The sequence below is a fragment of the Amycolatopsis sp. WGS_07 genome, from assembly GCF_045278895.1.
Lineage (GTDB): Bacteria > Actinomycetota > Actinomycetes > Mycobacteriales > Pseudonocardiaceae > Amycolatopsis.
Map to the genome: position 1 here is coordinate 4,307,519 of NZ_CP136053.1, position 25,082 is coordinate 4,332,600.

Here is a 25,082-nt window from a genome sequence, read left to right on the forward strand (position 1 = left end):
CCGTGCTCCAGAAGTGCTGGTTATGCCTGGCTGGGCAGCCGCAGGTCGTGTGCTTTGCGGAAGTCGGTCAGCGTCGCCCACGCCAGGTGCGGGTCCAGTGCGAGCCGTCGGCGGGCGACGGCTAGTTCGTGCAGGCTTGGGGTCAGGCGGGACTGGGTGAGTGCGTCGGTGAAGACGTCCAGGACGGTGGCGCAGAAGAGGACGAACGCGCTGCTGTGCAGGCGCAGCCGGTTGACCGGGTCGGCGAGGTCGGGCGTCGCGTCTTCGTGCAGTTCGGCGGCCAGTTCGGCGAGGGCGGAAGCTTCGCGGGTGTCGGGGATGCGCAGGAGTTTTGGCCACAGGTCCGCCAGTTCCGGGGTCTGCGTGAGCCCGCGCGCCTGCGAAATGAAGCCGCTCGTTTTCAACCCGAGGTCGGTGCAGACCAGGATGGCGGTGACGGTCGACAGGGAAGGCTCGTAGTGCTCGATCGTCACGTCCACCATGTCGATCGTGGTGCGGCGCAGGTCTCGGGGCAGTCCGCCGGAGAGGCAGTGGGCCAGGTAGCAGAACTGTTCCGGAACCCCGGGCAGCCGCTGCGCGAGCCACAGCCGGCTTTCGTCGAGCGTGAACGATTCCAGGCGCACTACCTCGGAAAACGCGCTGTCGAACGCGTCGCGGACGGCCAGGCCGCGTTGTTCGAAGCTGAGCACCGCGTCGTCGGACACCGCGACGAAGTACAGGCAGCCGGGGACGCCGAAGATGCCCTTGATGTCGTTCACCAGCTGCTGGGCTTTGTCCTGCTCGCCGATCTTGTCCAGCTCGTCGATGGCGACCACGACCCGGTCGGTGATCCCTTCCTCGCGCAGCACCTCGGCGGTGAGCTGGGCGAACGCGCGGAACTCGTCGACCACCTCGGGATGGGTCAGCTGCTGTTCGGCCCGCTGCGTGGTGCGGGTGCGGCCCAGTTCGCCGCCCGCCGGGACGGCGAGTTTGCCCGACCAGCCGGTGGTGTAGGTCAGCAGGTACTGGATCCGCAGCAGCTGCCGCCGGGCTTCGGCCTGCAGGGCGCGCGGGACCTCGGACGACTTGCGGCGCAGCAGGATCAGCAGTGCGTCGGCCGCGGCGGCGAGGAGTTTCGCCGCCGACCGGAGCGCGAGGACGGCGACTACGGCCAGTGCGATCCGGTTGCCGTCCGGCTGGTTTGTCCACAATGGACCGAGGAGGTCCGGGAACCGTACCTTGGCGAGGGTTTGCCACAGTTCGGCGGGGAATTGGGTGAATTTCCCGTTCCACAGCACGCCGCCGATGGCCCAGCCGAGTGCGGCCGAGAGGACGAGGTCGGTCGCCCCGCGCCGGATCCGGCGGGCCCACCAGCGCCAGCCGGTGCCCAGTCCCAGCACTTGACGAAGCCGGTCGAGGACGGCTTGGCACAGCAGTTTGTGCAGGTGCAGCACGAAATCGCGGGCGTCGTAGGTGGCCGGCGCGGAGGCGACCACCACCAGCGGGGCCGGGTTTTCGCTGCCGTGCAGCAGGCCGCGCTGCATGGAACGGATCGCGGTGGTCTTGCCCGACCCGCGTTGCCCGCCGAGCGCGACCGCGCCGGAGCCCGCGCGTTCGAGGACGCGCCGGATCCGTTTCGCTGCCGCGGTCGGGACGATCCGGCTGCTGTCCTCCTCGCCGAGGTCGTATTGCTGCTCGAAAACCAGCGTTGTGCCGAAATGCAGCTGCCGGTGCGCGGAAATGACGTCGCGGACCTCGGGCAGGATGATCTCGCGCGCGGCGAAGGACCGGCGCGGGCCCAGGCCGAATTGCTCCTCGTGGAACTGCATCGAATCCGGGTTGATCCACTCGCGCAGGGCGGTGACCTTGCGGACCGCGAGCGCGCCGGTGGCGAACAGGACGCACGGCACCATCAATCCGGCGAAGATCCGGTGGAACACCGGAAGCTGTTCCCAGGCGGCGCTCATCAGGCTGAGATACCCGAGCCCGAGCAGCACCGCGACGAGCAGCCAGAGCACCTCGCGCGCCGACACGGTGCGGTTTCGCGGGCGAAAACCGCGGTCGCCCTGTGCCATGACCTGGTCCTGCAGCGTCCGGATCTTCGCGAGCAGCGTCTCGTTCGCGAACAGCTCCTCGCGTACGACCTCGGTCCGCAGCGATTCCCGGGCGAGGAGCCGGACGACCTCGGGGGTGCTGAGCGTTTCGTCGATCAGGGACCCCAGCGCGGCCTGCGCGGTCCAGGAATCGAAGTCCTCGAGGTCCTCTTCCTCGATCGAATGCGGGTCGCTCGGCTCGCCGGTCACCGGCGGATGATGCCACATGAAGTGTTGCGACAGGCCGGTTTAGCGCGAAGCGACCTCAAGCAGCCTGAGAGCGTCCCGGGAAGCGTCGTCGCGTGGGGTGTAGGCCTCGAGTCGGTGGTCGGGGTTGTCGGGCTGGAGCCAGACTTGGTAGTCGACGTCGATGTTGCCGAGTGTCGGGTGGCGCAGGTGCATGGGGCCGCTGGTGCAGTCTGCGACGTCGCCGGTCGCCCACAGCGTGGCGAAGTCGGGGCTGCCCATGGTGAGTTCGCCGATCAGTTCGGCGAGGCGGGCGTCGGTCGGATGCCGGCCGGACGTCAGGCGCAGGTAGCCGATGTGGATGCGCGCGAGGTCGGTCCAGTTGCGGTAGAGGTCGCGGTGCAGCGGGTCGAGGAAGAACATCCGGGGGATCGACGGCCGCGTCTCGGGCGAGTCCGGTGCGGTGTAGTCGAGGTGTTCGGCGAGCAGGAGGTGGCCGGTGCGGTTCCAGCCGAGCACGTCGCCGCGGCGGCCGAGGACGATCGCGGGCACGCTGTCGCTCAGCGCGTGCAGCAGGGTCGCGACCTGCGGGTCCAGGGTTTCCGGCTCGGGGCGCACCAGGCGGGAGACGCCGGAGCGCTGCGCGAGGTTGTGCAGGTGGCGCGACTCGGCGTCGTCGAGGCCGAGGACTCGCGCCAGCGCGTCGAGCACCTGCGGTGATGCGGTGCCGGACTGGTCCTGCTCCAGCCGCGTGTAGTAGCCGACGCTGACGCCCGCGAGCTGGGCCAGTTCTTCCCGGCGCAGACCGGGCACCCGGCGGAGCGTGCCGTACGTCCGGAGCCCGGCGGCGTCCGGGGTCACGCGGTCGCGGCGGGTTTTGAGGAATCCGCCGAGGGTTTCGGTCTGCACAGCTCCGATCGTAAGCATCCGCGCGCGACGGTGCCTGCACCTGCGAGGGGTACTCATCGCCGGTGCTGGTCGCGGCCGGCCGGGGTTTCGAGGATCGGGGGCATGACTGAAAACCGCCGCGCCCTGCTCGGGCTGCTCGTGGTGCTCGGACCGGTCCTGCTGGTCTCGATGGACGGTTCGATCCTGTTCCTGACCATGCCGACCATCACCCGCGCCCTGGCCCCGACCGCCGATCAAGCCCTGTGGATCCTCGACAGCTACGGCTTCGCGGTCGGCTCACTGCTCATCGCGTTCGGCAGCCTCGGCGACCGGTACGGGCGGCTGAAGCTGCTGATGATCGGGGCCGCGGTGTTCGGAGCGGGCTCGGCCGGTGCCGCGTTCGCGACCTCGCCGGAGTGGCTGATCGGCTGTCGCGTGGTGATGGGACTCGGCGGCGCGACCCTGTTGCCGTCGGGGCTCGCGGTGCTCAGCGAACTGTTTCCGGAGCCGCGGAAGCGGTCTCGCGCGATCGGTGTTTTCGCCGCGACGTTCGCCGCTGGTTTCGCGATCGGCCCCATCCTCGGCGGGGTGCTGCTGAGCCGGTTCGACTGGGGAGCGGTGTTCCTGGTCAACCTGCCGGTCGTCACGGTTTTCCTTGCTGTTGCGCCCTTTGTGCTCCGGGAGGTCAAGACGACCCGGCCGGGCAAGGTCGACGTGCTCAGCATTGTGTTGTCCGCCGGGGGTTTGCTGCTGGCGGTCTACGCGGTCAAGCACCTCGCCGCCTACGGTCTGTCTTGGTCGGCGGGGATCGCCGGGCTGGTCGGCGCGGGGGTGCTGACGCGGTTTGTGCTGCGGCAGCGGACGCTGGCGTATCCGCTTCTCGACGTGACCTTGTTCCGGGAGAAGGTGTTCACCGTCGCGGTGATCACCGGGGTGCTGTCGCTGTTCGCGTGGTCGGCGGCGGCGTATCTGACCGGCGTCTATCTGCAGTCGGTGCTCGGGTGGTCCGTGCTCGACGCCGCTTTGCTCGCGCTTCCGGGGGCGGCCGCGCTGACCGTGATGTGCGTCCTCACCCCGGCGTTCGCCCTGCGGATCGGGAACCGGGCGGCGCTGGTGACCTGCCATTTCGCGATGGCGCTCGGACTGGCGTTGCTGCTGGCGACGACGGCGACCGGTGGTATCGGCTGGTTCGTCGCCTCGACGGTGGTCGCCGGTGTCGGCTACGGGATCTCGTTCTCGCTCGTCGCCGATACTGCGGTCGGCGCGGTCCCGGCCGAGCGCGCGGGGTCGGCCGGGGCGATCGCGGAGACGTCGAACGAGATCGGCAACGCGCTGGGGATCGCGGTGCTGGGTTCGGTCGCGGCGTTCGTCGTCCGGCTGGACGGGACGGTCGTGATGGGGCTGCACGTCGCGATGGGGATTGCGGCGGTGTTGTGTGCGGGGTTGGGCGTGCTTGCGTTGCGGTGGCTTCCGCGTCAGGTGAGGACGTCGTAAGCGAGGGCGACCGGATCGTCGGCGGTGCCGGACGGCTCGGCTTGGACGGCGGCCTCGGCGGCGGTCGCGTCGGGGAGGGCCAGGTCGGGGCCGCCGCGGATGGTGTGGGCGGCGGCCAGCAGATCGGCGGCGGCGACCGGGCGGTCGAGGCGGAGAGCGTGGTCGGCGACGCCCACCAGGACTGTCGCCAGGTACGGCGCTTCGCCCGCTTCCGCGGCCATGGCCAGCGCTTCCCGGCGGCGGTCTCGCGCGGACGGCAGATCGCCTGCTTCAGCGTCCAGATAGGCGTGCGAATGCTGGAGCATCGCGCGGAACAACGGATGCGGCGGCACCTCGCTCAGCAACGCTTCGGCGCGGTTCAGTTCCCGCCGCGCCTCCGCCGGGTCACCGCGCCAGCGGGCGAGTTCTGCCTTGGTCTGCGCCAAAAACGCGAGGGAATCCGGGAACGAAACAGTCCGCGCGTCGCGTTCGGCCGCGGCTACTGCGGCCGCGGCGGCTGCCTCGTCGCCGAGTTGCCAGAACAGGTGCGCTTGCCGTCCGCGGGCGAAGAGAATGTCTTCTGCCGAACCGATCTCCGAGATCACTCTGATCGATTCCTCGTAGCACGAAACGGCTTCCTCCAGTTCGCCGCGGCGGCCGAGTACCTCGGCGAGGCTGTTCAGCGCCAGCGACATGCCCCAGCGTTCGCCGCTCTGCCGGAACAGCCGGACCGCCTCGCGCACGTCGGCTTCCTGTGCGGCCGCGTCGTGCCAGACGTTCAGCACGACGCGTGACCGGCGCAGCAGCGTCTGGGCGCGCAGCCACGGGTCCTCATCGGACAGAAGTTCGTCCAATGCGGACATGAGCACACCGTTGTCGCCGGTTTGCGCGTATACCGGGACGAGGAATCGCAGCAAGGAATTCTTGCTGTCCCGGCTCAGTTCGAGCGCTTTGCGGCCCAAGGCGTCGGCGGACGTTTCGTCGGTCATCCCCACGGTCAGCAACAGCGCGGCCATCGCGTACCCCATCGCGCGCAGTTCGCGGTCGGCCTCGCCGGGCAACGCCAGTGCCGCTTCGATCAGTTCCTGCGCCTCGGTTTTGTGTCCGGTCAGCATCCAGAACCACGCGCACGACGTCGCCAGCCGCAGCGACGTCGTGGCCTCGCCGGCGGCGATCGCGCCGCGCACGGCGGAGATCAGGTTGCCGTGTTCGGCGGCGAACCGGGCCAGCCATTCGATCTGCTCGGCGCGGCGCAGGAATTTGTCGCCGGTTTCGGCGAAGGAGGCGAACCATTCAGCGTGCGCTTGACGCAGTTCCTCGCGCTCGTCGGCCACGGTGAGCTGTTCCAACCCGTACGCCTTGATCGTTTCGAGCATCCGATAGCGCGGCTCGTCGTCCTCGGAAACCGTCAGCAGCGATTTGTCGACTAACGCGCTGAGCAGCTCGGACGTACCGCCGCAGACCGCCTCCGCGGCTTCCGCGGTCGCGCCGCCGGAGAACACCGACAGCCGGCGCAGCAGTTGCCGTTCGTCCGGTTCCAGCAGATCCCAGCTCCAGTCGACCACCGCGCGCAGCGTGCGATGCCTCGGCAGCGCGGTCCGGCTGCCCGCGGTGAGCAGGCGGAACCGGTCGTCGAGCCGAGCCGCCAGCTGCGGCACGGTCAGCGACCGCAGCCGGGCCGCGGCAAGCTCGACCGCGAGCGGCATTCCGTCCAGCGCCCGGCAGATCCGCACCACGTCGTCCACAGTGGACTCATCGACCGTGAAGCCGGGACGCACCGCGGCGGCTCGGTCGGCCAGCAGCCGTACCGAGGAGCACGACATCGCTTCGACGGGCGTCGCGCCTTCCGCGGGCAGCGCCAGCGGTTCGACCGGCCAGAGCGCCTCACCGGTCACCGCCAGCGGTTCGCGGCTCGTCGCGAGAACGCGCAGCCGCGGGCATTCGCCGAGCAGGTGTTCGGCCAGTTCGGCGGCGGCTTCGATGACGTGCTCGCAGTTGTCGAGCACCAGCACCGCGTCCCGGTCGCGCAACGCTCGCACCGCCCGCTCGCGTGGAGTGCCGCTGCTCAGCGACCCGGTGTACATCTGCTCGCGCAGGCCCAACGCGTCGAGCACGGCCTGTGGGACGTCCGCGCCGTCGGTGATCGGGGCCAGTTCGGCGAACCAGACGCCGCCGCGTTCGGTGAGCAGCTGCCGTCCGGTTTCCGTGGCCAGCCGGGTCTTTCCGGCGCCGCCGGGCCCGGTGAGCGTGGTGAGCCGGTACTCGCCGACCAGCTTGGCCACGCGCGTGACCTCGGCGTTCCGGCCGACGAAACTGGTCAGCCCGGCACGGAGGTTCGTGCGGGCTTCTCCTTGGTCCGCCATCGTTTCGCGGAGGATCTTGGTGTGCGCGGCGGACAGTTCGCGCGCTGGATCGGTGCCGAGTTCGTCGGCGAGCGCCGTCCGGATCCGGGCGAACACCTGCAGGGCTTCGGCGGGCCGCCCGGCGGCTTGCAGCGAGAGCATCAACGCCGCCGCCAGCCGTTCGCGCAGCGGGTGTTCGGCCAGCAGCCTCGACAGTTCCCCGACGAGATCCGCGCCGTGCCCCAGCCGGAGCACGGCTTCGGCGTACTCCTCGGTGGCGGTCAGCCGCAGTTCGTTCAGCCGCGCGATGTGGCCTTGGAAGAACTGCGCGTCGGAGACGTCGCCCAGTGCCGGGCCGCGCCACAGTCTGAGCGCCTCGCGCAGCAGCACGACGCGCTTCTCGTCGGGTGCCGTTCTGGCCGCGGTGACCAGTTCCTCGAATCGGGCCGCGTCCACGGTCGCCTCGGGCAGCCGGTAGCCGGACGGGGTGGAATCGAGCCGCGCGCCGGCCCGGCGAAGCCGCGAGACGAGCGCCTGCAACGCGTTGGCCGTGGCCGGCGGGCTCGTCCCCCAGACGGCGTCGACCAGCCGCCCGGCCGAGACCACCCGGCCGGGCTCCAGCGCGAGGGCGCTCAGCAGCGTCCGCAACCGGGCACCGGTGATCTCGACTGCGGCACCGTCGTCGTTCCGGACCTCCAGCGGGCCCAGCAAGCCGATCCGCACTGGTCGATGATGCCGTGCCGATGGGAGCCGCGGCCTCCGGGATCTCCCGGAGATCTGAAAATGGAGTCGACACCAAATTTGGAGTCTGCTTCACTGAACGACGTGGGACTTCTGGGAGCGGAAGAAGCAGGAGACCGTGCGGCGCATCGCGGAAACCGCGCTGCGGATGTTCGTCGAGCGCGGATTCGACGCGGTGACGATTGCCGAGGTGGCGGAAGCCGCCGACGTCGCGGTCAACACGGTCTACAACCACTTCCGCGTCAAGGAGGACCTCGTACTGCCGCCGTCGGAGGCGTCGGCGGACCGGCTGGCCGGGATCGTGCGGGCGCGGGGGCTGGGGGTCTCCGCGGCGCGCGCGGTGCTGGATTGCCTTCGCGAGGAGATCCGGCAGCGCTCGCGGACGATCGGGCTCAGTCCCGGGTTCGGCCGGGTGCTGCCGATGATGCTGGCCGCGCCCACGCTCTCGGCCCGGCTGCGGGACCTCGGCGAGCAGATGGTCGCCGAACTCGCCGAGCTGCTGGCCGCGGAAACCGGTGCGGCGCAGGGGGATCCGGTGCCCGGGCTGGTCGCGGCGCAGATCGGCTGGGCGCACAGCCTGCTGTACGGCGAGATCGGCAAACGCACCGTCGCCGGCGAGCGGTCCGACGACATCGCGGAGGCGGCCCTGGCGCTCCTCGACGCGGTGGAAGGCCTGCTCAGCGAACGAGTACTGACTTATGCGACCCGGAAGGACACCTGACATGGACGCGTTCCGCGTGATCATCCGCGGCAAGTTTGACGCTCTCGACGAGAACGCCCGCGCGACGCTGGAAAGCAAGGCCGACGTCGCGTTCACCGAGGAGGGCACGTTCTCCTACGACGTCAACGCGACGGCGTTCACCTTCCGCTGCCAGGTGCCCGCCGGTCCGGACGACGACGAACGCGTGGCCAAGGACGGCGCGACTGCGGCGCTGGCTGAGCATGGGTTGCCGTGTCGGGATTTGAATTACGCGGTTACTGACCTGCGGGCGATCAAGATCCGGCGGAGGAAGCGTTAGTGACGTCGGCGAGTGCGGTCGGCGCGCGCCAGCAGTCGTGGAAGGTCGAGTACATCGGCACGGGGGCAAGGCAGATCACGTCAGTGCGTCGCTGACCGCGTCGAACGCGCGGCCAGGGACGGCGCGACCGCGGCGTTGGCTGAGCATGGGTTGCCGTATCGGGACTTGAACTACGCGGTTACTGATCTGCGGGCGGTCAAGATCCGGCGGAGGAAGTGACCTCGGCGAGTGCGATCGCGGCGCGCCAGCAGTCGTGGAAGGTCGAGTACATCGGCACGGGGGCAAGGCGGATCACATCGGGACGGCGGGCGTCCGCGACGACCCCGTGCCGGGTTCGCAGTGCGTCGCTGACCGCGTCGGCGTCCAACCCGTGCAGCCGGACGGAAAGCTGCGCTCCCCGACGGTCCGGGTCGCGGGGCGTGAGCACCTCGATCGGACGGTCGGCGCAGGTCTCGTCTAGCAGCGTTTCGAGGTAGCCGGTCAGCCGGATGCTCTTGGCGCGCAAGGCTTCCATACCTACCGCGTCGAACATCTCCAGTGAGGCGCGCACCGGGGCCATGGCGAGGATCGGCGGGTTCGACAGCTGCCACGAGTCCGCCGTATCGACCGGGGTCACGGCGGGGTGCATCCGGAACCGGACGGCCGGGTCGGTGCTCCACCAGCCCGCCAGCTTCGGTCGCGAACGGTCCGCGAGATGCCGTTCGTGCACGAAGGTGCCGGCGATCGCGCCCGGTCCGCTGTTGAGGTACTTGTAGGTGCACCAGGCGGCCCAGTCGACGCCCCAGTCGTGCAGCCGCAGCGGCACATTGCCCGCCGCGTGCGCGAGGTCCCAGCCCACGATCGCCCCGGCGGCGTGCCCGGCGCGGGTGATCGCCGGGATGTCGAGCAGTTCCCCGCTGTAGTAATTGACCCCGCCCAGCAGGACGAGCGCGACCCGGTGCCCGTGCTCGGCGAGCCAGGCCGCGACGTCCTCGCTGCGCAAGGTCGATTCCCCGGGGCGCGGCGAGAGCCGGATGACCGCTTCGTCTGGGTCGTATCCGTGGAACGCGGCCTGGCTGCGGACCGCGTAGCTGTCGGACGGGAAAGCGGTGTCCTCGATGAGGATCGCGTGCCGCTCCGGGGTCGGCCGGTAGAAGCTGACCATCATCAGGTGCAGGTTGACCGTCAGCGAGTTCATCATCACGACCTCGGCCGGGCGTGCGCCGACGAGCCGGGCGGCCGGATCGCGGAGAAACTCGTGGTAGGAGACCCACGGACGCTCGGCCTCGCGGTGTCCTTCGACGCCGAGGCGGGCCCAGTCGGCGAGTTCCGCGTCGAGCGCGGCACGGGTCGCGATCGGTTGCAGGCCAAGGGAATTTCCGGCGAAGTAGGCCGTCTCGCAGCCGTTCGCGGGCGGGACGTGGAACTGCGCCCGCGACGTCGGCAACGGGTCCTTGGCGTCGAGATCGCGGGCGGCTGCCTCGCTGAGGGCCGGCATGGGAACTCCAAGATCGTCGGCGGAGAAGGGGCATCTCATGGTTCTTGCCGGGCGACATGCCCGTCCAATGCCTGATTCGCTCGTTCCCATGCCCGCCCGGCTATCCCGGGGTATTCCCGGACGGCTATGTCGCGGCGGACATTCGGTATTTCCGAACCTTCGCGGATTGGGTCACGCTGTGCCGACCGACAACGGCCAGCAGGAGGCAGTGCTTATGACGCCGACCGAACCGCAGCCCGCGAACCTCAAGCGCAGCATTTCCCTCTTCCAAGCCGTCGGAGTCTCGTTCCATCAGGTCGTCGGCGGCGGGGTCGTCGCGTTGATGGGCACCGCGATCGCCCTCACCGGCGCGGGCGCGCCGATCGCCTTCGCGGTCGCGGCGCTGGCGGTGATCGTTTATTCGCTGCCGATCGCGTCGCTCGGCAGCGCGATGCCGGTCACCGGCGGCCGTTACACCTACGCCGCGCGGCTCGTCTCGCCCGCGGCCGGATTCGCGTCGATGTGGCTGTCCGCGGTGTCGGTCATCCAGCTCAGCCTGATGGCGCTGGCCGGGGCGAACTACGTCAGCGCGCTCGTGCCAGGCGTTCCGGTCCGACCGCTGGCGGTCGCGCTGATCACGGTGTTCTTCCTGACGAACCTGGCCGGCGCGACGTTCTCCAGCCGGGTCGGCATCGTGCTCGCGGCGGTCATGCTCGCCGCCTTCCTGCTGTACGGGATCGCGGGCATCGGGCAGGTGCGGTGGAGCGAGTTCGGGAATCTGACCCCGCACGGCGTCAGCGGATTGCTCAACGCGGCGGCCATGCTCACCTTCGCCACCACCGGCGCCTTCCTCATCGCCGACATCGGCGGCGAGATGAAACGTCCTGGCCGCGACATCCCGCTGTCGGTCGTCGGCGGCACGCTCGTCGCGGCGGTGATCTACGTGATCGTGGCGATCCCGTCGGTGGGAGTGCTCGGCGCGGACGCGTCCGCGGGCAAGCCGATGTCCGACGTCGCCCGGCACATCCTGTCCCCGGGCGGGTTCGCGTTCTTCATCCTCGGCGGCGCGATGGCGTCGGTGATCGGGCACATCAATTCGCTGCTGCTGGCCGCGACGAAACCCGTGCTGGCCGCGACCGGCGACGGCTGGCTCCCGGCCGGGCTCGGCGCGGTGAACCGCCGGTTCGGCACCCCGCACTGGCTGCTGGTGATCCTCTACCTGATCGGCGTGGTCCCGGTGCTGGCCGGCTTCAGCGTCGCGAACATCGCGGCCATGACGTCGATTGTCACCGGGCCCTTGCTCACCTTGCTGATCATCGCGTCGTGGCGGTTGCGCCGGCTGCGTCCGGAACTGCACGCGGTGGCCCCGTTCCGGATGCGCCGGGCGACCCAGATCGTGCTGTCCGTGCTCGGCGTCGCGATCCTCGCCGGGCAGACCTGGTTGCTGCTCAAACAAATCACCCTGCCGGCGCTGCTTGCGCTGGCAGCCTGGAGCGTGCTGGGGCTCGTCGTTTGGCTGGCGCGCCGGTCGCGAACGGCTTCCTTCAACCTCGAAAGCGAGTATGCATGACCACGCAGCTCATCCTCCTCGGCACGGCGGGCGGTCCCGCGCCGAAACGCACCCGGAGCGCTCCGGCGCAGGCGATCGTCGTCGACGGTGCCACGTATGTGCTCGACTGCGGCAACGGAGTCGCCCGGCAGCTGGTGCACGCGGGGATCCCGCTCGACTCGCTGCGCGCGATCGGCATCACCCACCACCACTCCGACCACAACGCCGACTACGGCAATCTCTACCTGCTCGCCTGGGCCGCAAACCTGGAACGACGCGTCCCCGCGTTCGGCCCGCCGCCGCTGGGGGACATGACCCGGCACTTCCTGGCGATGAACCGCTTCGACATCGACACCCGGGTCGGCGACGAGGGGCTGCGTCCGCTGGACGAGCTGCTCGATCCCCACGAGGTCGAGGCGGACGGCGTGGTTTTCGAGGACGACAACGTACGGATCACTGCGGCCCGCGTGGACCATCCGCCGATCGTGGACGCCTTCGCCTACCGCGTCGACACCGCGGACCGCTCCATCGTGGTTTCCGGCGACACCGCGCCGTGCGAGAACCTCGTCCGGCTCGCGCGCGGTGCCGATGTGCTGGTGCACGAGGTCATGTACGTCCCGGCGGTCGATGCCATGGTGGGCCGGTACAACGGCACGACGCTGCGGGACCATCTGCTGGCGAGCCACACGAGCGTCGAACGGGTCGGGGCGCTGGCCGAGGAAGCGGGCGTCGGGACCCTCGTGCTGTCGCATTTCGTGCCCACCGACGCCGACATCCCCGACGAGGTCTGGGCCAAGCACGCGGCCGAGGGATTCGGCGGCGAGGTCGTGGTCGGCCGGGACCTGTTGCGGCTTTGAGTCGCGTCGTTCCCGGTCTTCGGTGCGTTTCGTACCTACAGTGGCGAGGTGACTACGCCCGCAGAAGACCAGCGCGACCACGCGATGGCGCGCGCCTCCGCGCTCCGCCGCGAGCTGCGCGCGGGTCTGACGCTGCTGCCGGACCAGGCGGAGGACGAACGCACGCAGATGCTCGACTCCCTGGTCGAGCGTGCGGAGGCACTGCTGCGCACCGAGCAGGAGGTCGACGCCGCCGTCGAGCAGGTGCGGCTCGCCCGGCTGGAAGCCAAGCGCGGCAGGGCGCAGCGGACGACGCTGTACCTGGCGGTCGCGCCGGTGGCGGTCGGGATGGTGAGCGGGGCGATGATGCTGTTCGGCGCGCTCAACGCGGTCTGGTTGCTGCTCGCGCTGCCGTTGCTGGGTGCCGGATTGCGGATTGCGTTCGGGCCGCTGGGTCCGACGCCGCTGATGGTCAGCCGTCGGCAGCGAGCCGCGTACGCCGGGGCGCTGGCGGCGGTCTTCACCGCGGTGGCGCTCATCGGGGCCGGGCCGTCGGCGGAGACGGTCGTGGTGGTCCTGGCCGCGCTCGCGACGGCGGCGACCGTGGCGTTCCTCGTGCAGGAGACGCGATGACCGAGTACTACCGCGACACCGAGTACTACCCGGTCGAAGAGGGCGAGGAGCACGACCCGGAACTGCTCGCGCTCACCGACACGGTCGGCGGGATGCAGGAGACCTTCGACGACCTGGAAAACCGCACCGGCCGCGAGCTTTCCGAGCTGCGCGAGACGGTCGAAGCGTTCACCGAAACGCATTCCCGGCACGAAACCCGGCTGGACCACACGGCCAAGCAGCTCGAACGGCTCCGGCAGCGGCTGCTGGTGCTCGAACGCGCGGTGCGGGTGTCGGAGAAGGTGCCGGTGGTCGACCTGGACGACGTCGGCCCCCGGCTCCGGCAGCTCGCCGCGGAGGCGGAACGGCGGCACAGCCTGGCCGCGCAGCTGCTCACGCCGACTCAGCGCCGACCGTACGAAGAGGACGTTGCTCGCCTGCCGCAGGCGCGGGAAGCGTTGGCACAGAGCGAAGAAGCGTTGATCGCCGTGCTGGAGGTGCTGGCGAAAGCCGAACGCGGCACGCCGGAGCGCGACGACGCGGAGTCGCGACTGTCCGAAGTGGTCGCTCGACGGCGTGGCGTGCTGGATCGTCAGCTGCCCGCCGCGCAGCAGGATGCCGAAGCGGCGCAACAGGTTCTGTCGGCGGACGAGGTGACGCGGACCCGGGTGCTGCCGCAGATCGAGAAGTGCGAGCGCGACTGGGAAGAGCTGCACGCGAAGCTGCGCGAGCGAATCACCGACGCGATCGGGTCGAGTGCGCTGCTGCCGGTGTGGTTCACGCACGCGTTCGGGGTCGCGCCGCCGTCCGGAGCGGCGGGGGACAAGTGGATCCGCGCGGCGACGTCGGCGCTGGCGTACCGGGTGACGCACGGCGTGGCCGACCAGGCGTTGCCGCTGGGCGAGCCGCCGCCGTCGGACACCGACTGGACGGAACCGAAGTGGTCCTGGCGGGCCCGGCTCGAACACGACATCGAGGAACTCGACCTGGGCGTGGATTAACGCGGTTCCTCCGGCGTGGCGTCGCTTTCCGGCACCAGCTCCCGCTGCATCCACGTGACGTCGCGCCACGCGCCGTGCTTCCAGCCGATCCGCTTCCAGGTCCCCACCAGCTCGAACCCCATCGCCCGGTGCAGCCCGACGCTCGGCTCGTTCGGCTGCGTCATCCCGGCCACCGCCATCCGGAAGCCGCGCTCGGCCAAGCGAGCGAAAAGGGCTTCGTACAAGGCTTTCCCGCCGCCCTTGCGCCGACGGTCCTGCGCCAGGTAGACACTCACCTCGCACGACCAGCGGTAGGCCGCGCGCTCCTTGTACGGGCTGCCGTAGGCGTATCCGACCACCTCGCCGTCGATTTCCAGCACCAGCCACGCGTACGACTTCGTCGCCTTCGCGATGCGGGCGGCCATTTCCGCCGGGGTCGGCGGTTCGGTCTCGAAGGAGATCGCGGTTTCCCGGACGTACGGCGCGTAGATCGCCGCGCACGCCTCGGCGTCCCGTTCTTCGGCAGGTCGGATCAGCATGTGCACGATAGTAGACACGATCCGCTGCTATAGTCGACCACTGTGATCGATCCCCTCTCCGCCTCGCTCGCCGCGGCGGTGCGCGAAGCCCGTCAAGACCGGGCGCTGTCCGCGGGTGTGCTCGCCGAACGTTCCGGAGTTTCCCGTGCCATGATCGGGAAAATCGAACGCGGCGAAGCGCAGCCGACGGCCGTGCTGCTGAGCCGGCTCGCCACCGCGCTCGGGCTCACGCTGTCCGAGCTGATTGCCCGCGCGGAGGGCGACGACCGCCGTCTCGCCCGTCGCGAGGACCAGCCGACCTGGCAGGACCCGGTCACCGGCTACGTGCGCCGCGCCGTTTCGCCGCCGGGTCACGGGGCGACCGAGCTGGTGGAAATCGACCTGCCGCCCGGCGCAAAAGCTGGATTCCCGGCCAGCTCCTACGCGTTCGCCGACCACCAGGTGTGGGTGCTGTCCGGCCAGTTGCGGTTCCACGAAGGCGACGTGGTGCACGAGCTTGCCGAAGGCGATTGCCTCCAGCTGGGCCGCCCGGTTGACTGCGCGTACGAGAACCCCGGGACACAGTTGTGCCGCTATCTGGTGGTGCTCACCAAGCGCTGACGTGACGCAGTTCACTCCCGATTTGTCTGATTACCGGGGTCTCCCGCCTGGACATGATGCGACCGCAGACGCATCCGGGAGGAGAAACGAGTGGGTTCGTGGCGGGAATTGGGCGCGCACTTCAGCACCGCGGTCGTGCTGGCCGGCGGTGTGCTCGTCGGCGCGGTCAACATCTATGTGGCGGCAAGCCTTTTGCCGACCGCGGTCGCCGACATCGGCGGGGAACGGCTCTACGCGTGGAACATGACGGCGTTCCTGGTCGCGCAGGTCGTCGCGACGATGTTCGTCAGCCGGGCGCTCGCGCGGCTCGGCAACGCGGCGGCGTACTACCTCGGGTTCGGCGTTTTCGCGGCGGGCTCGGTGGCGTGCGCGGTGAGCCCGGCGATGCCGGTGCTGCTGGCCGGGCGCGGCGTGCAGGGGTTGGGCGCGGGATTGCTGACCGGGCTCGGGTTCGCGGTGATTCATTCGGCGCTGCCACCGGAGTTGTGGGCGCGGGGGAGTGCGTTGATCTCGGCGATGTTCGGTGTCGGCAACCTGGTCGGACCGGCGCTCGGCGGGTTGTTCGCACAGTTCGGTTCGTGGCGGTTGGCGTTCGTCGTGCTTGCGGTCGCGGCCGTGGTGCTAGCCGCTTTGGTGCCGCGGGCGGTCCCACGCAGCGAGCGCGGCGCGGCGGATCCGGTGCCGACCTTCGCGCTGGTGGCCGTGGTGGGGGCGGTCGGGGCGGTGAGTGTCGCCGGGATCTTGGCGAACGTCGTCGCGATGGCTTTGCTCCTCGGGCTGGGCTTCGGTTTCGTGCTGGCGTTCCTGCTCGTCGAGAAGCGCGCTGCGGTGCGGGTGCTGCCCGCTGAGACGTACTCCGGCTCGCCGCTGCGCTGGATCTACCTGACCATCATGTGCCTCGCGTCCGGAGTTTCGGTGGAGTCGTTCCTGCCGCTGTTCGGCCAGCACCTCGGCGGATTACCGCCCGCTGCGGCGGGATTCTTCTCCGCCGCGTTGTCGTTCGGCTGGTCCGCCGGGCAGATCGTCAGCTCGTCGGCGCGCCGGGTCCGGCTGCTCTGCCTGGCCGGCCCGACGCTGCTCACGGCCGCGTTCGTCGTGCTTGCCTTGCTGCAGCGGGAAAACGCTTCGGTGCTGGCGTGGCTGGTCGTGCTGCTCGCCGGAGGAACGGGGATCGGCATCGCGATGCCGCACCTGTCGGTCGCCGCGATGGCCAGCGGTCAGCAAGCCGCGGCCGCGATCGCGACGGTGCTCACGATGGCGACCGCGTTCGGCGCCTCGATCGCCGGTCTGCTGGTGAACCTGGGCGCGCCGTCGATGGTGACGTCCGCGCGTTATCTGCTGATCGGCTTCGCTTTCGTTGCCGCCGCAGGGATTTTCACGACAGCCGCGGCAGGCGTTGGTGCACGTCGAGCAACTGCGCGAACGGATCGCCCACAGCCGCGACGCGATCGAGCACCGTCCTGATGGTCCACCGATCCGGAGTGAGGCCGGGGTCGTCGAGTTCGTCCCACTCCAGCGGGACGGACACCGGCGCCCCCGGCTTCGGCCGCACGCTGTACGGCGCAACCAGGGTTTTGTTCAGCACGTTCTGCGTGTAGTCGAGCCGCGCCAGCCCTCCGCGCCGGTCCTTCTGCCACGCCCAGCTCACCAGGTCCGGCATCGTCTTGCCGATCGACTTCGACACGGTTTCCGCCCACGCCCGGGTTTCGGTGTAGGAATACCGCGGCTCGACCGGCACCCAGATCTGAATGCCGCGCTGCCCGGTGGTCTTCGGCCGCCCGACGAGCCCGAAGTGGTCGAGCGCGGTGCGATGCAGCCGGGCGAGCGCGAGCACGTCGTCGAAGGACGTCTCCGAACCGGGGTCGATGTCGAACAGCAGCCAGGTCGGATGCTCGACGTCGGACGTGCGCGACGTCCAGGCGTGCAGCTCCAGCGCGGCGAAATTCGCCAGCCAGGCCAGATCCGCGACGCCGGAGGGCACGAGGTAGTACTGGACGTCGCCCGGGTCGGCCGCCTCGTAATGCCAGCGGTGCAGCCACTCCGGCGCGTGCTCGGGGACTTCCTTGTGCCAGAAGCCGGGTTTGCCGACGCCGCCGGGGAACCGGTTGGTGTTGAGCGCGCGGCCGGCGAGGTAGGGGAGCATCGTCGGCGCGATCCGTGTGTAGTACTCGATCAGCTCCCGTTTGGTGATCGGAGCTTCGCCCTCGCGGCCGGGAATCAGCGTCTTGTCGAGGTTGGTGACCTTCAGCTGCCGTCCGGCGACCGTCCAGGTGCCCTGCTTGCCCAGCTCGCGCAGCGCGTCCAGCTCTTCCTCGGACGCCGGTTCGAACACCGGATGCAGCGGCACTTCCGCCTCGGTCGCGGGCAGATCGCCCCGCCACAACGCGGGCGGCGCGGCGGCGATCTCGTCGTTGGTGAGGCCGCTTTTCACCGACTTCGGATGGTCCTCGGCGTCCCAGCCGGAGACGGCGTGGTCGTCCTGCTTGTGCAGCAGGAACCACTGCTTCCCGTCGCCGTCCCGCTTCGGATGGATCAGCACGAAGCGCCCGGCCAGCTTCTCGCCGAACAGGTCGAAGTGCAGGTTCCCGTCCGCCAGCGCCTGCTCGGGATCGTCGGTGTCGACCGGCTCCCACCGTCCGCGATCCCACACGATCACGTCGCCGCCGCCGTACTCGCCGTGCGGGATCACGCCCTCGAAATCGGCGTACTCCAGCGGATGGTCCTCGACGTGCACGGCCATCCGCCGCGCCTTCGGGTCCAGCGTCGGCCCCTTCGGCACCGCCCAGCTGACCAGCACGCCGCCCAGCTCCAGGCGGAAGTCGTAATGCCGTCGCCGCGCCCGATGCCGCTGCACGACAAACCGGTAGCCGGGCTCCTTCGGGGCGTTCGCGCCGGACGGCTCGTCGGTCTTCGCGAAGTTGCGCATCGCGCGGTACCTCGCAAGGCGCTCCGCGGCACCGTCCATTCGCCGCCCCCTCCCGTCAGCAGCTCGGAGGTTCCTCCGTGCACGCGCTGCTGTCGACCGTTCCGGAAGCCGCCTGCAACAGCAAGTTGTAGAGCTGCTCGCGCTGGTCTGGATCGAGCGCGGCGAAGACCTCGTCCTCGACCGCCGCGAGCGCCGCCTCCGCCCGCGCCAGCTCCTTCGCCCCGCGCTCGGTCAGCACGACGACGTGCCGCCTGCGGTCCTCCGGCGAGCGCCGCCGCTCGATCAGCTGGCCGGCCTCGAGGTCGTTGAGCAGGCCGACGACGTTGGTGCTGTCCATCTCGAGGATCTGCGCGAGGGACTGCTGGGTGCTGGAACCGCGCGTCTGCAGGACGGTGAGCGCGATCAAATGCCGCGGCCGCAGCCCGAACGGAGCGAGCACCCCTTCCGCACGCAGGCGGATCCGGCGCGCGAAGTGCTCGAGCAACGCCCCAGACCGGCGCGGAGCCTGGGCGACGAGCGGCAGCGGGGCCATGCGTCCAGTCTACGAGACGCGCCGGGTCGCTGCCGTGCTATAAATGGTTTGTCCAACGCAAACTATCTACGGACGGTCATCGACATGGCACACTTGCTGCACCTCGACTCCAGCATCAACGGCGACCGCTCGGTGAGCCGCAAACTGAGCGCCCGGGCTGCCCAGGCCTGGCAAGCAGCCCACCCCGGCGGCACGGTGACCTACCGTGACCTGGGCGCGAACCCGATCCCGCACCTGGACCCGGTCGCCTGGGCAGCCCGCATCACCCCGGCTGCCGAGCGCACTCCAGAGCAGCGCGCGGCCGCCCGAATCGGCGAAGAACTGGCAGCGGAAGTCCTGGCCGCGGACACGGTGCTGCTGGGCCTGCCGCTCTACAACTACGGTGCCCCCAGCTCGGTGAAAGCCTGGGTGGACCGCCTGATCGCCTCCGCGGGCGACGACCCGTCAGTACTGGGCGCCGGCCGGGAACTGCTAGTCCTGGCCAGCCGCGGCGGCGGGTACGGGGAAGGCGCCCCTCGCCAGGGCTGGGACCACGCCGAAGGCTGGCTCCCGCACGGCCTTTCCCTGACCGGCCTGGAACCGCGCTTCATCACCGCGGAATTCACCATGGCAGGCGTCAACCCCGCACTGGCCGAATTCCGTTCCCACGCCGAGGAAAGCCTGGCGACCGCGGAACGGGAAATCGACGCCCTCTGGACCCCCGCCGCCGCCCACTGACCCCGCTCACTCGGAAGCGGCCCGTGAGGGCCACCTTCACAGACGCTGATTCCCCAGGGTTCCCCTCACGACCCACTACCGCCACCGAAGGTCGTGAGGGACCCCTTCCCGGACTTAGATTCCCTCAAGGAGTCCTTCACGGACCACCCGCCACCGATGCACCCAACGAGCGAGGCACCCAGCCCACCCCCGCACCCCGATACGAAGCCAAAACACGGTCTGGGGCTGCTTGTCAAGGCATCTTTCCCGCCTTGACAAGCAGCCCCAGACCGTAGTCACACTCAAGCTTCGGGGTGCCCCACGCAACCACCAGAACCCCAGCGAAACCGGGGCATCAAACGACGTCCCCCCGCCGAATCCGATAAACCTGCAACCGAAGCTCGTAATACTTAGTAGTCTCCCCCACCCACTGCATCCCGATCCGCTCCGCAGTAGCAATCGCCCGCGAGTTGCTAGGCCGCGCAACCGCGAACAACTCGTCCGTCCCGTCCTGCCGGAACGCCCACTCCATCAACCCCCGCGCCGCCTCCGCCGCGTACCCGTGCCCCCATTCCTCGGGTCGCAGCTGCCAGCTCAGCTCCAGATCCTCCTGATACGGCGGCAGCAACCGGATCCCGAGCCCGCCGATAACCTGCCCGTCGGACCGCCGCTCCACCGCCCACCTCCCCCGGGGCGGGATCAGATTCGGCTGAGCCTCCTGCCACGCCTGCAACACCGACCGCATCGCGGCGGCGTCGGCGACCCGGTCCATGGCGGGGGTGAGCCAATGCGTGACATCGGAAGAGCCGTAAATCTGGTACGCGGCTTCGGCGTCGTCGGCCGTCCAGTCCCGGATCACGAGACGGTCGGTGGTCAGCGGCAGGGTCATGTACGAACGGTACGCCCGTTCCACCCGGTACGGGATGGTGATCCAGGACGCACCGAAGGCTCTTGTCCGCCAAGGACTCCGCCCGGCAGGGGAGCGGGTTAGACTGCGCGGGTGGAGATCTGGGTGAACCCGCGGTGTTCCAAGTGCCGTTCGGCGGTGTCGCTGCTCGACGAGGCGGGCGCGGAGTACACCGTGCGCCGCTATCTGGAGGAACCGCCGACCGAGGCCGAACTCGTCGCGGTGCTCGACCGGCTCGGCCTCGAACCGTGGGACATCACCCGCACCGGCGAGAAAATCGCCGGTGAACTTCAGCTGAAATCCTGGTCCCGCACCGCGGCGGACCGTCCACGATGGATCGCCGCGCTCGCCGGGCACCCGGAGCTGATCCAGCGTCCGATCATCACCGCCGACGACGGCACCACCGTGGTCGCGCGCGACGAGGAAACCGTCCGCTCGGTGCTCAGCTGACCGCCACCGCGATCAGCGCAGCCGCCAGCAGGAGCACGTACGCGACGGCGTGCACCTTGTCCGGCAACCGGTCGGCGATCCGGCGGACGAGCGCGATCGTCGGCAGCGAACCGGCCAGCAGGGCCGCGCCGGCGATCGGGTCGAGGTATCCCGACGGTCCGCCGCCCGCCGTCGCGTAGACCGCGGTCGCCACGACCGCGACCGGCACGCTGAGCGGGTTCGCCATCGCGGCCGCGTCCGCCATCGGAAGTCCCTTGCGGCGCAGCAACGGCACCGTCATCACACTGCCGCCGACGCCGAGAAAGCTCGCGACCGCGCCGATCCCGACCCCGCCCGCGGTCGTGGTGAACGTGCTCAGCGGTTTGGGTTCGCCTTGTGGCTTAAGGAATCCGCCGCGCGCCAGGCTGTCCACAATGGTCACCGCGAGGTAGACGATGAAGAGGACCCGCAACAGCCCGTCGCCCGCGTAGGTCGCGGCCACCGAGCCCGCCACGGCGCCAACGGCGACAAACGCGGCGAGCGGCCAGATGTAGTCGCGACGGAGCCGTCCGGCCCGCGCTTGCACGACGGTCGCGCTGATCGCGTTCACCACCATCACCGCGGTGGACGTGGCGACGGCCACATGCATCGCGTCGCCGCGGCTGGTGACCGCCGCGACCACCGGCACGGTGACGAATCCGCCGCCGAAACCGAACAGGACAGTCGTCACGCCGCTGAGGCAGCCGAAGAGCAAAAGAATCAGGATCGAGGTCAACACTGGCTTCAAGGTAGGTCGTCCAGGGCGCGGCGCGCATCCGAAGATTCGCCAGATCCTTTCGAGAATCGGACACCTACTCTGGAGGCATGCGCAACGTTCCGCTCGACGAGGTCGACGCCCTCCCGCGCGCCGTGCTCGCGATCAGCACGGACTACCCGCCGGACCATTTCCTGCCGCCGCACCGCCACCGCCGCGCGCAGTTCCTCTACGGGGCCACCGGCGCGATGCGGGTCGGAACGGCCGACGGCACGTGGACCGTTCCGACCCGGCGCGCGGTGCTGATCCCGCCGGAGACCGACCACAGCGTCGTGATGATGAACGTGACCACGCGCAGCCTCTACCTCGAACCTTCCGCGGTGCCGTGGTTCCCGCGCCGCTGCCAGACCGTCGACGTCTCGCCGCTGCTGCGGGAGTTGCTGCGCGAAGCCGTGGACGTGGCCCCCGAATACCCGCGCCGCGGCCGCGATGCCACGCTGATTTCCCTTCTGCTGCACGAACTTTCCCGCTGCGTCCCGCTTCTGCTGGAACTCCCGTGGCCACGGCACGAAGGCCTGCGCGCCCTGTGTCAGTCCTTTTCGGACGCTCCGGACGTGCACGATCCGCCGGCACGCTGGGCGGCGGAGCTGCATGTCAGCGAACGGACGCTGCACCGGTTGTTCCGCGCCGAAACGGGCCTGAGCTTCGCGCGCTGGCGGGAGCGGGCCTGTGTGCTGCGCGCGCTCCCACTGCTCGCCGCGGACCTTCCGGTCGCCGAGGTCGCGGTGACCCTCGGCTACGAGAGTCCAGCCGCCTTCACCACGATGTTCAGCCGCCTGCTCGGCGCCCCGCCCAGCGCCTACCGCGACCCGGCCGACCAGTGACCCATGTCTCATTGAGTGCAACTTGATTGTGCACAACTGAGTTGTACAGTGGGTCCCGTTCGGAACTTTCCTGAGGAGGACCCCATGACTGCCACTGTCGTTCTGGTGCACGGCGCGTTCGCTGACTCGTCCAGCTGGAACGGGGAGATCGAGCGGGTGCGCGCCGCCGGGCACCGGGTGATCGCGTCGGCGAACCCGCTGCGCGGAGTCGCCGAGGACGCCGCGTACGTGCGTTCTCTGCTGGACACCATCGAGGGCCCGATCGTCCTGGTCGGCCACTCCTACGGCGGCTCGGTGATCTCGGCCGCGGCGGCGGGGCACCCCGGCGTGCGGGCGCTGGTCTACATCGCCGGCTTCCTCCCGGACGAGGGCGAAAGCGCTGGTGAGCTGGCCGCGAAGTTCCCCGGCGGGACGCTGGGGGAGACCCTGGAGCAGGTGCCGCTGTCGAACGGCGTCGACCTGTACGTCCGGCAGGACCTGTTCCACCAGCAGTTCGCCGCGGACGTCCCGGACGCGCAGGCCCTCCAGATGGCCGTCGGCCAGCGCCCGATCGCCGCGGCGGCGTTGGACGAGGCGTCGCCCGCTCCGGCGTGGAAGGACCTGCCGGTATACAGCCTGATCCCGACCGCGGACAAGAACATCCCGGCCGCCGCGCAGCGGTTCATGGCGGAACGCGCGGAGGCGGAGGTCGTCGAGGTAGCGGACGCTTCGCACGCGGTGCTGGTGTCGCAGCCGGAGGCGGTCGCGGAGCTGATCCTGCGCGCGGCTAAGCGCGCTTGACCGAGTGATGCCGGTCGGCACCGCGCGATGGGACGCGCGGTGCCGGTCCGCGTTGCGGTCGGGGACTTCGCGCTGAGCTGGTCGGGCACTGGATGGCTCGGCTCGGCGGTCTCCTTTGGCGGCGCAGTCCGGCCCGGCTGGATCGCGCGGCCGGGCCGACTGCGGCTGGCGTGGAGCCCGGGGCAGGGGAGTTTGGCCTGGTCAGCGGCCGCAGCGTGCGGCCGCCGCGGACCCGGGCCGTCCCGTTGTGCGGACTTGTCATGGCCGAGCCGGGCTTTCGCCGGTCGCGGCGCGGGCGCGGCAGTTACCATCGGCGGCCATGAGTACCTCAGGGGGTCCACAAGAGCAGCCGGGCACGCCGCAGGAGCCGGGTGCGGTCCCGCCGGGATGGCAGGCGCCCCCGCCGGGCGCCGGGTACCCGCAGCAGCCCGCCGCCCAGCCAGGGCAGCCCGGCCCGGCGCAGCAGCCCGGGCAGTCTCCGCAGTACGGCCAGCCCGCGCAATCGCCGCAGTACGGCCAGCCCGCCCAGCCGGGTCAGCCCGCGCCGGGCTACTACCCGGGCCAGCCGCAGCCGGGCCAGCCGCAGCCGGGCCAGCCGCAGCCGGGTCAGTACCCGGGCCAGCCGGGTGCACCGCAGCCCGGCCAGCCGTACCCCGGCCAGCAGCCGGGCCAGCCGCAAGCCGGTCAGGCAGGTCAGCAGCCGGGCCAGCCGTACCCCGGCCAGCCCGCCTACCCGGCCCAGCAGGGTTATCCGGCACAACAGCCCGGCTACCCCGCCCAGCAGCCGGGTGCCGGCTACCCCGCGCCCCAGGACAACCGCCCCCTCACCACCCCGGGCCTCGGCGCCATCCCGGCGGCCCTCGGCGGCATCCTCGAGATCGTCGCCCTCTTCATCCCCTGGATCACTTTCACCAAGGGCTCGCAATCGGCGTCGCTCACCTTCTTCGACATCTTCACCAAGCTCCCGTCCGGCTCCGACGGCTTCGCCTCGATGTATGTGCGCTTCCTCGCCTTCATCGTGATCGCTGCGACGCTGCTGTCCAGCCTCCCGTGGGTGCTCGGCGCGCTGCGCACCAAGAAATCCGCCTACTGGCTGAGCGGGATCCGCAGCCGGGAACTGACGCCGCAGAGCCTCGGCTGGTACCGCACCGTCTTCGCGGGACGGGCGACCGTGATGCTGATCATCCACATCGCGGGCATCGCCACGATCTTCTCCGAGGACCTGTCGATGATCGGCCTCGGCGCGTATCTGCTGCTGGCCGGCGGCGTGCTCGTGATCGTCGGCGCGGCGATCGGGCCGAAGCTCACCGCCGCCCGCTGACGTCGCGGATGACCGGGTTCTGACAAATGTCATCGCGCGCCGGTGCGCGGTGACACTACGGCCCGCTTGCCCGTCCGCCCACCATGGGACGGGCAAGCGGCGCCGGATCCACCGGGCCGGAAAGGTCCGGAAAGGACAGTCATGAACTCCCGTCCCGCAACGGTTTCCGTGCCGCGGGCCGACCCGGCGCTCCGGGCGGTCCGCGGCCTCGCCGGGGCTTATCTGGCGCTGAGCGTGCTCACCCTCGGCGCGATCTTTCTCCTCCGCGACGACCCGGCGATGGTCACCGACGTCGTCTGGGTCCGCGCCACGATCGTGGCCGCCAGCGCGTTGCTCACCTTCCTCTTCGCGAGAAGCGCGGCGAACGGGTCGAAACGAGGGCTGCTGCGGCTCCGGATCGTCTCGGCGGTGATGACCGTCGCGATCGTCGTCATCGTGTCGATTCCGGGATTCCTGCCGCTGTGGGTCCGGCTTGAGCAGGGCGTCTGCGGGGTGCTGCTGCTGGCGGTGGTCGTGCTGGTCAACGGACGGCACGTGCGCTCGCTGTTCGCCGGGTAGCG

24 protein-coding genes are annotated in these 25,082 nt (G+C 70.2%); 15 read left to right on the forward strand and 9 right to left on the reverse strand.

The annotated features are described in order from the left end of the window. Positions 1-20 precede the first annotated feature (20 nt). Complete coding sequence (locus RPX00_RS20610; protein ID WP_406641548.1) at positions 21-2,282, reverse strand: hypothetical protein; 2,262 nt, start codon at positions 2,280-2,282, stop codon at positions 21-23. Between the two features lie 39 nt (positions 2,283-2,321). After that, positions 2,322-3,185, reverse strand: a complete 864-nt coding sequence (locus tag RPX00_RS20615; RefSeq protein WP_406641551.1) for a helix-turn-helix transcriptional regulator — start codon at positions 3,183-3,185, stop codon at positions 2,322-2,324. An 84-nt stretch (positions 3,186-3,269) separates the two neighbouring features. Here RPX00_RS20615 and RPX00_RS20620 point away from each other — a divergent pair, with 84 nt between their 5' ends. Next, positions 3,270-4,640 (forward strand): MFS transporter, encoded by a 1,371-nt coding sequence (locus tag RPX00_RS20620; RefSeq protein WP_406641553.1) that lies wholly within the window; start codon positions 3,270-3,272, stop codon positions 4,638-4,640. On the opposite strand, the gene RPX00_RS20625 is transcribed toward RPX00_RS20620, so the two are convergent. Next, positions 4,622-7,684 carry a BTAD domain-containing putative transcriptional regulator gene (locus tag RPX00_RS20625; protein ID WP_406641555.1) on the reverse strand — a complete coding sequence of 1,021 codons (3,063 nt, stop codon included), beginning with the start codon at positions 7,682-7,684 and terminating at the stop codon, positions 4,622-4,624. The two genes, RPX00_RS20620 and RPX00_RS20625, sit on opposite strands and share 19 nt — an antisense overlap. A 136-nt stretch (positions 7,685-7,820) precedes the next feature. On the opposite strand from RPX00_RS20625, the gene RPX00_RS20630 reads away from it, so the two are divergent. Both RPX00_RS20630 and RPX00_RS20635 read left to right on the forward strand, forming a co-directional pair. Further along, positions 7,821-8,423: a TetR/AcrR family transcriptional regulator gene (locus RPX00_RS20630; protein WP_406641556.1), complete on the forward strand. Its 603-nt coding sequence runs from the start codon at positions 7,821-7,823 to the stop codon at positions 8,421-8,423. Position 8,424: 1 nt separating this feature from the next. After that, on the forward strand, positions 8,425-8,721 hold the full coding sequence (locus RPX00_RS20635) for a DUF6204 family protein (protein ID WP_406641558.1): 297 nt from the start codon (positions 8,425-8,427) through the stop codon (positions 8,719-8,721). 196 nt (positions 8,722-8,917) lie between these two features. Here the strand turns inward: RPX00_RS20635 and kynU are convergent, their stop codons facing one another. Beyond that, a complete protein-coding gene (kynU, locus tag RPX00_RS20640; RefSeq protein ID WP_406641560.1) occupies positions 8,918-10,198 on the reverse strand; it encodes a kynureninase in 1,281 nt (426 codons plus the stop codon). Between the two features lie 214 nt (positions 10,199-10,412). On the opposite strand from kynU, the gene RPX00_RS20645 reads away from it, so the two are divergent. The 4 genes from RPX00_RS20645 to RPX00_RS20660 are packed head-to-tail and all read left to right on the forward strand — an operon-like array spanning position 10,413 to position 14,175. Then, positions 10,413-11,747 carry an APC family permease gene (locus tag RPX00_RS20645; RefSeq protein WP_406641562.1) on the forward strand — a complete coding sequence of 445 codons (1,335 nt, stop codon included), beginning with the start codon at positions 10,413-10,415 and terminating at the stop codon, positions 11,745-11,747. Further along, positions 11,744-12,583: an MBL fold metallo-hydrolase gene (locus RPX00_RS20650; RefSeq protein WP_406641563.1), complete on the forward strand. Its 840-nt coding sequence runs from the start codon at positions 11,744-11,746 to the stop codon at positions 12,581-12,583. Before RPX00_RS20645 ends, RPX00_RS20650 begins: the two co-directional genes overlap by 4 nt. 48 nt (positions 12,584-12,631) lie before the next feature. Beyond that, entirely contained in the window at positions 12,632-13,195 is a 564-nt protein-coding gene (locus RPX00_RS20655; protein WP_406641565.1) for a hypothetical protein, read from the forward strand. Next, positions 13,192-14,175, forward strand: a complete 984-nt coding sequence (locus tag RPX00_RS20660) for a hypothetical protein (RefSeq protein WP_406641567.1) — start codon at positions 13,192-13,194, stop codon at positions 14,173-14,175. Before RPX00_RS20655 ends, RPX00_RS20660 begins: the two co-directional genes overlap by 4 nt. Here RPX00_RS20660 and RPX00_RS20665 read toward each other — a convergent pair. Next, positions 14,172-14,693 (reverse strand): arsinothricin resistance N-acetyltransferase ArsN1 family B, encoded by a 522-nt coding sequence (locus tag RPX00_RS20665; protein ID WP_406641569.1) that lies wholly within the window; start codon positions 14,691-14,693, stop codon positions 14,172-14,174. The two genes, RPX00_RS20660 and RPX00_RS20665, sit on opposite strands and share 4 nt — an antisense overlap. A gap of 42 nt (positions 14,694-14,735) precedes the next feature. On the opposite strand from RPX00_RS20665, the gene RPX00_RS20670 reads away from it, so the two are divergent. Beyond that, a complete protein-coding gene (locus RPX00_RS20670) occupies positions 14,736-15,293 on the forward strand; it encodes a helix-turn-helix domain-containing protein (RefSeq protein ID WP_406641570.1) in 558 nt (185 codons plus the stop codon). 90 nt (positions 15,294-15,383) lie between these two features. Next, positions 15,384-16,757: an MFS transporter gene (locus RPX00_RS20675; protein WP_406641571.1), complete on the forward strand. Its 1,374-nt coding sequence runs from the start codon at positions 15,384-15,386 to the stop codon at positions 16,755-16,757. Here RPX00_RS20675 and RPX00_RS20680 read toward each other — a convergent pair. Next, positions 16,669-18,258 carry a DNA polymerase ligase N-terminal domain-containing protein gene (locus RPX00_RS20680; protein ID WP_406641572.1) on the reverse strand — a complete coding sequence of 530 codons (1,590 nt, stop codon included), beginning with the start codon at positions 18,256-18,258 and terminating at the stop codon, positions 16,669-16,671. The genes RPX00_RS20675 and RPX00_RS20680 overlap by 89 nt on opposite strands. Positions 18,259-18,274: 16 nt before the next feature. After that, complete coding sequence (locus RPX00_RS20685) at positions 18,275-18,751, reverse strand: MarR family winged helix-turn-helix transcriptional regulator (protein ID WP_406641574.1); 477 nt, start codon at positions 18,749-18,751, stop codon at positions 18,275-18,277. An 84-nt stretch (positions 18,752-18,835) separates the two neighbouring features. Between RPX00_RS20685 and RPX00_RS20690 the strand changes: the two genes are divergently transcribed. After that, the gene (locus RPX00_RS20690; protein ID WP_406641576.1) at positions 18,836-19,468 is read left to right on the forward strand and encodes an FMN-dependent NADH-azoreductase; all 633 of its coding nucleotides are present in this window, start codon (positions 18,836-18,838) and stop codon (positions 19,466-19,468) included. Positions 19,469-19,802: 334 nt separating this feature from the next. Here RPX00_RS20690 and RPX00_RS20695 read toward each other — a convergent pair whose 3' ends face one another. Next, positions 19,803-20,336, reverse strand: a complete 534-nt coding sequence (locus RPX00_RS20695) for a GNAT family N-acetyltransferase (protein ID WP_406641577.1) — start codon at positions 20,334-20,336, stop codon at positions 19,803-19,805. A gap of 111 nt (positions 20,337-20,447) precedes the next feature. Here RPX00_RS20695 and RPX00_RS20700 point away from each other — a divergent pair, with 111 nt between their 5' ends. Then, positions 20,448-20,804 (forward strand): ArsC/Spx/MgsR family protein, encoded by a 357-nt coding sequence (locus RPX00_RS20700; RefSeq protein WP_406641578.1) that lies wholly within the window; start codon positions 20,448-20,450, stop codon positions 20,802-20,804. Here the strand turns inward: RPX00_RS20700 and RPX00_RS20705 are convergent. Then, complete coding sequence (locus RPX00_RS20705) at positions 20,797-21,561, reverse strand: sulfite exporter TauE/SafE family protein (RefSeq protein ID WP_406641580.1); 765 nt, start codon at positions 21,559-21,561, stop codon at positions 20,797-20,799. The genes RPX00_RS20700 and RPX00_RS20705 overlap by 8 nt on opposite strands. 86 nt (positions 21,562-21,647) lie before the next feature. On the opposite strand from RPX00_RS20705, the gene RPX00_RS20710 reads away from it, so the two are divergent. The 4 genes from RPX00_RS20710 (at position 21,648) to RPX00_RS20725 (ending at position 25,080) form a co-directional block, all read left to right on the forward strand. Continuing rightward, positions 21,648-22,421, forward strand: coding sequence for an AraC family transcriptional regulator (locus tag RPX00_RS20710; RefSeq protein WP_406641582.1), 774 nt, complete (start codon positions 21,648-21,650; stop codon positions 22,419-22,421). An 84-nt stretch (positions 22,422-22,505) separates the two neighbouring features. Further along, entirely contained in the window at positions 22,506-23,201 is a 696-nt protein-coding gene (locus RPX00_RS20715; RefSeq protein ID WP_406641584.1) for an alpha/beta fold hydrolase, read from the forward strand. Positions 23,202-23,520: 319 nt separating this feature from the next. Next, complete coding sequence (locus RPX00_RS20720) at positions 23,521-24,522, forward strand: hypothetical protein (RefSeq protein ID WP_406641586.1); 1,002 nt, start codon at positions 23,521-23,523, stop codon at positions 24,520-24,522. A 141-nt stretch (positions 24,523-24,663) separates the two neighbouring features. Continuing rightward, entirely contained in the window at positions 24,664-25,080 is a 417-nt protein-coding gene (locus RPX00_RS20725) for a hypothetical protein (protein WP_406641588.1), read from the forward strand. Positions 25,081-25,082: the final 2 nt, after the last annotated feature.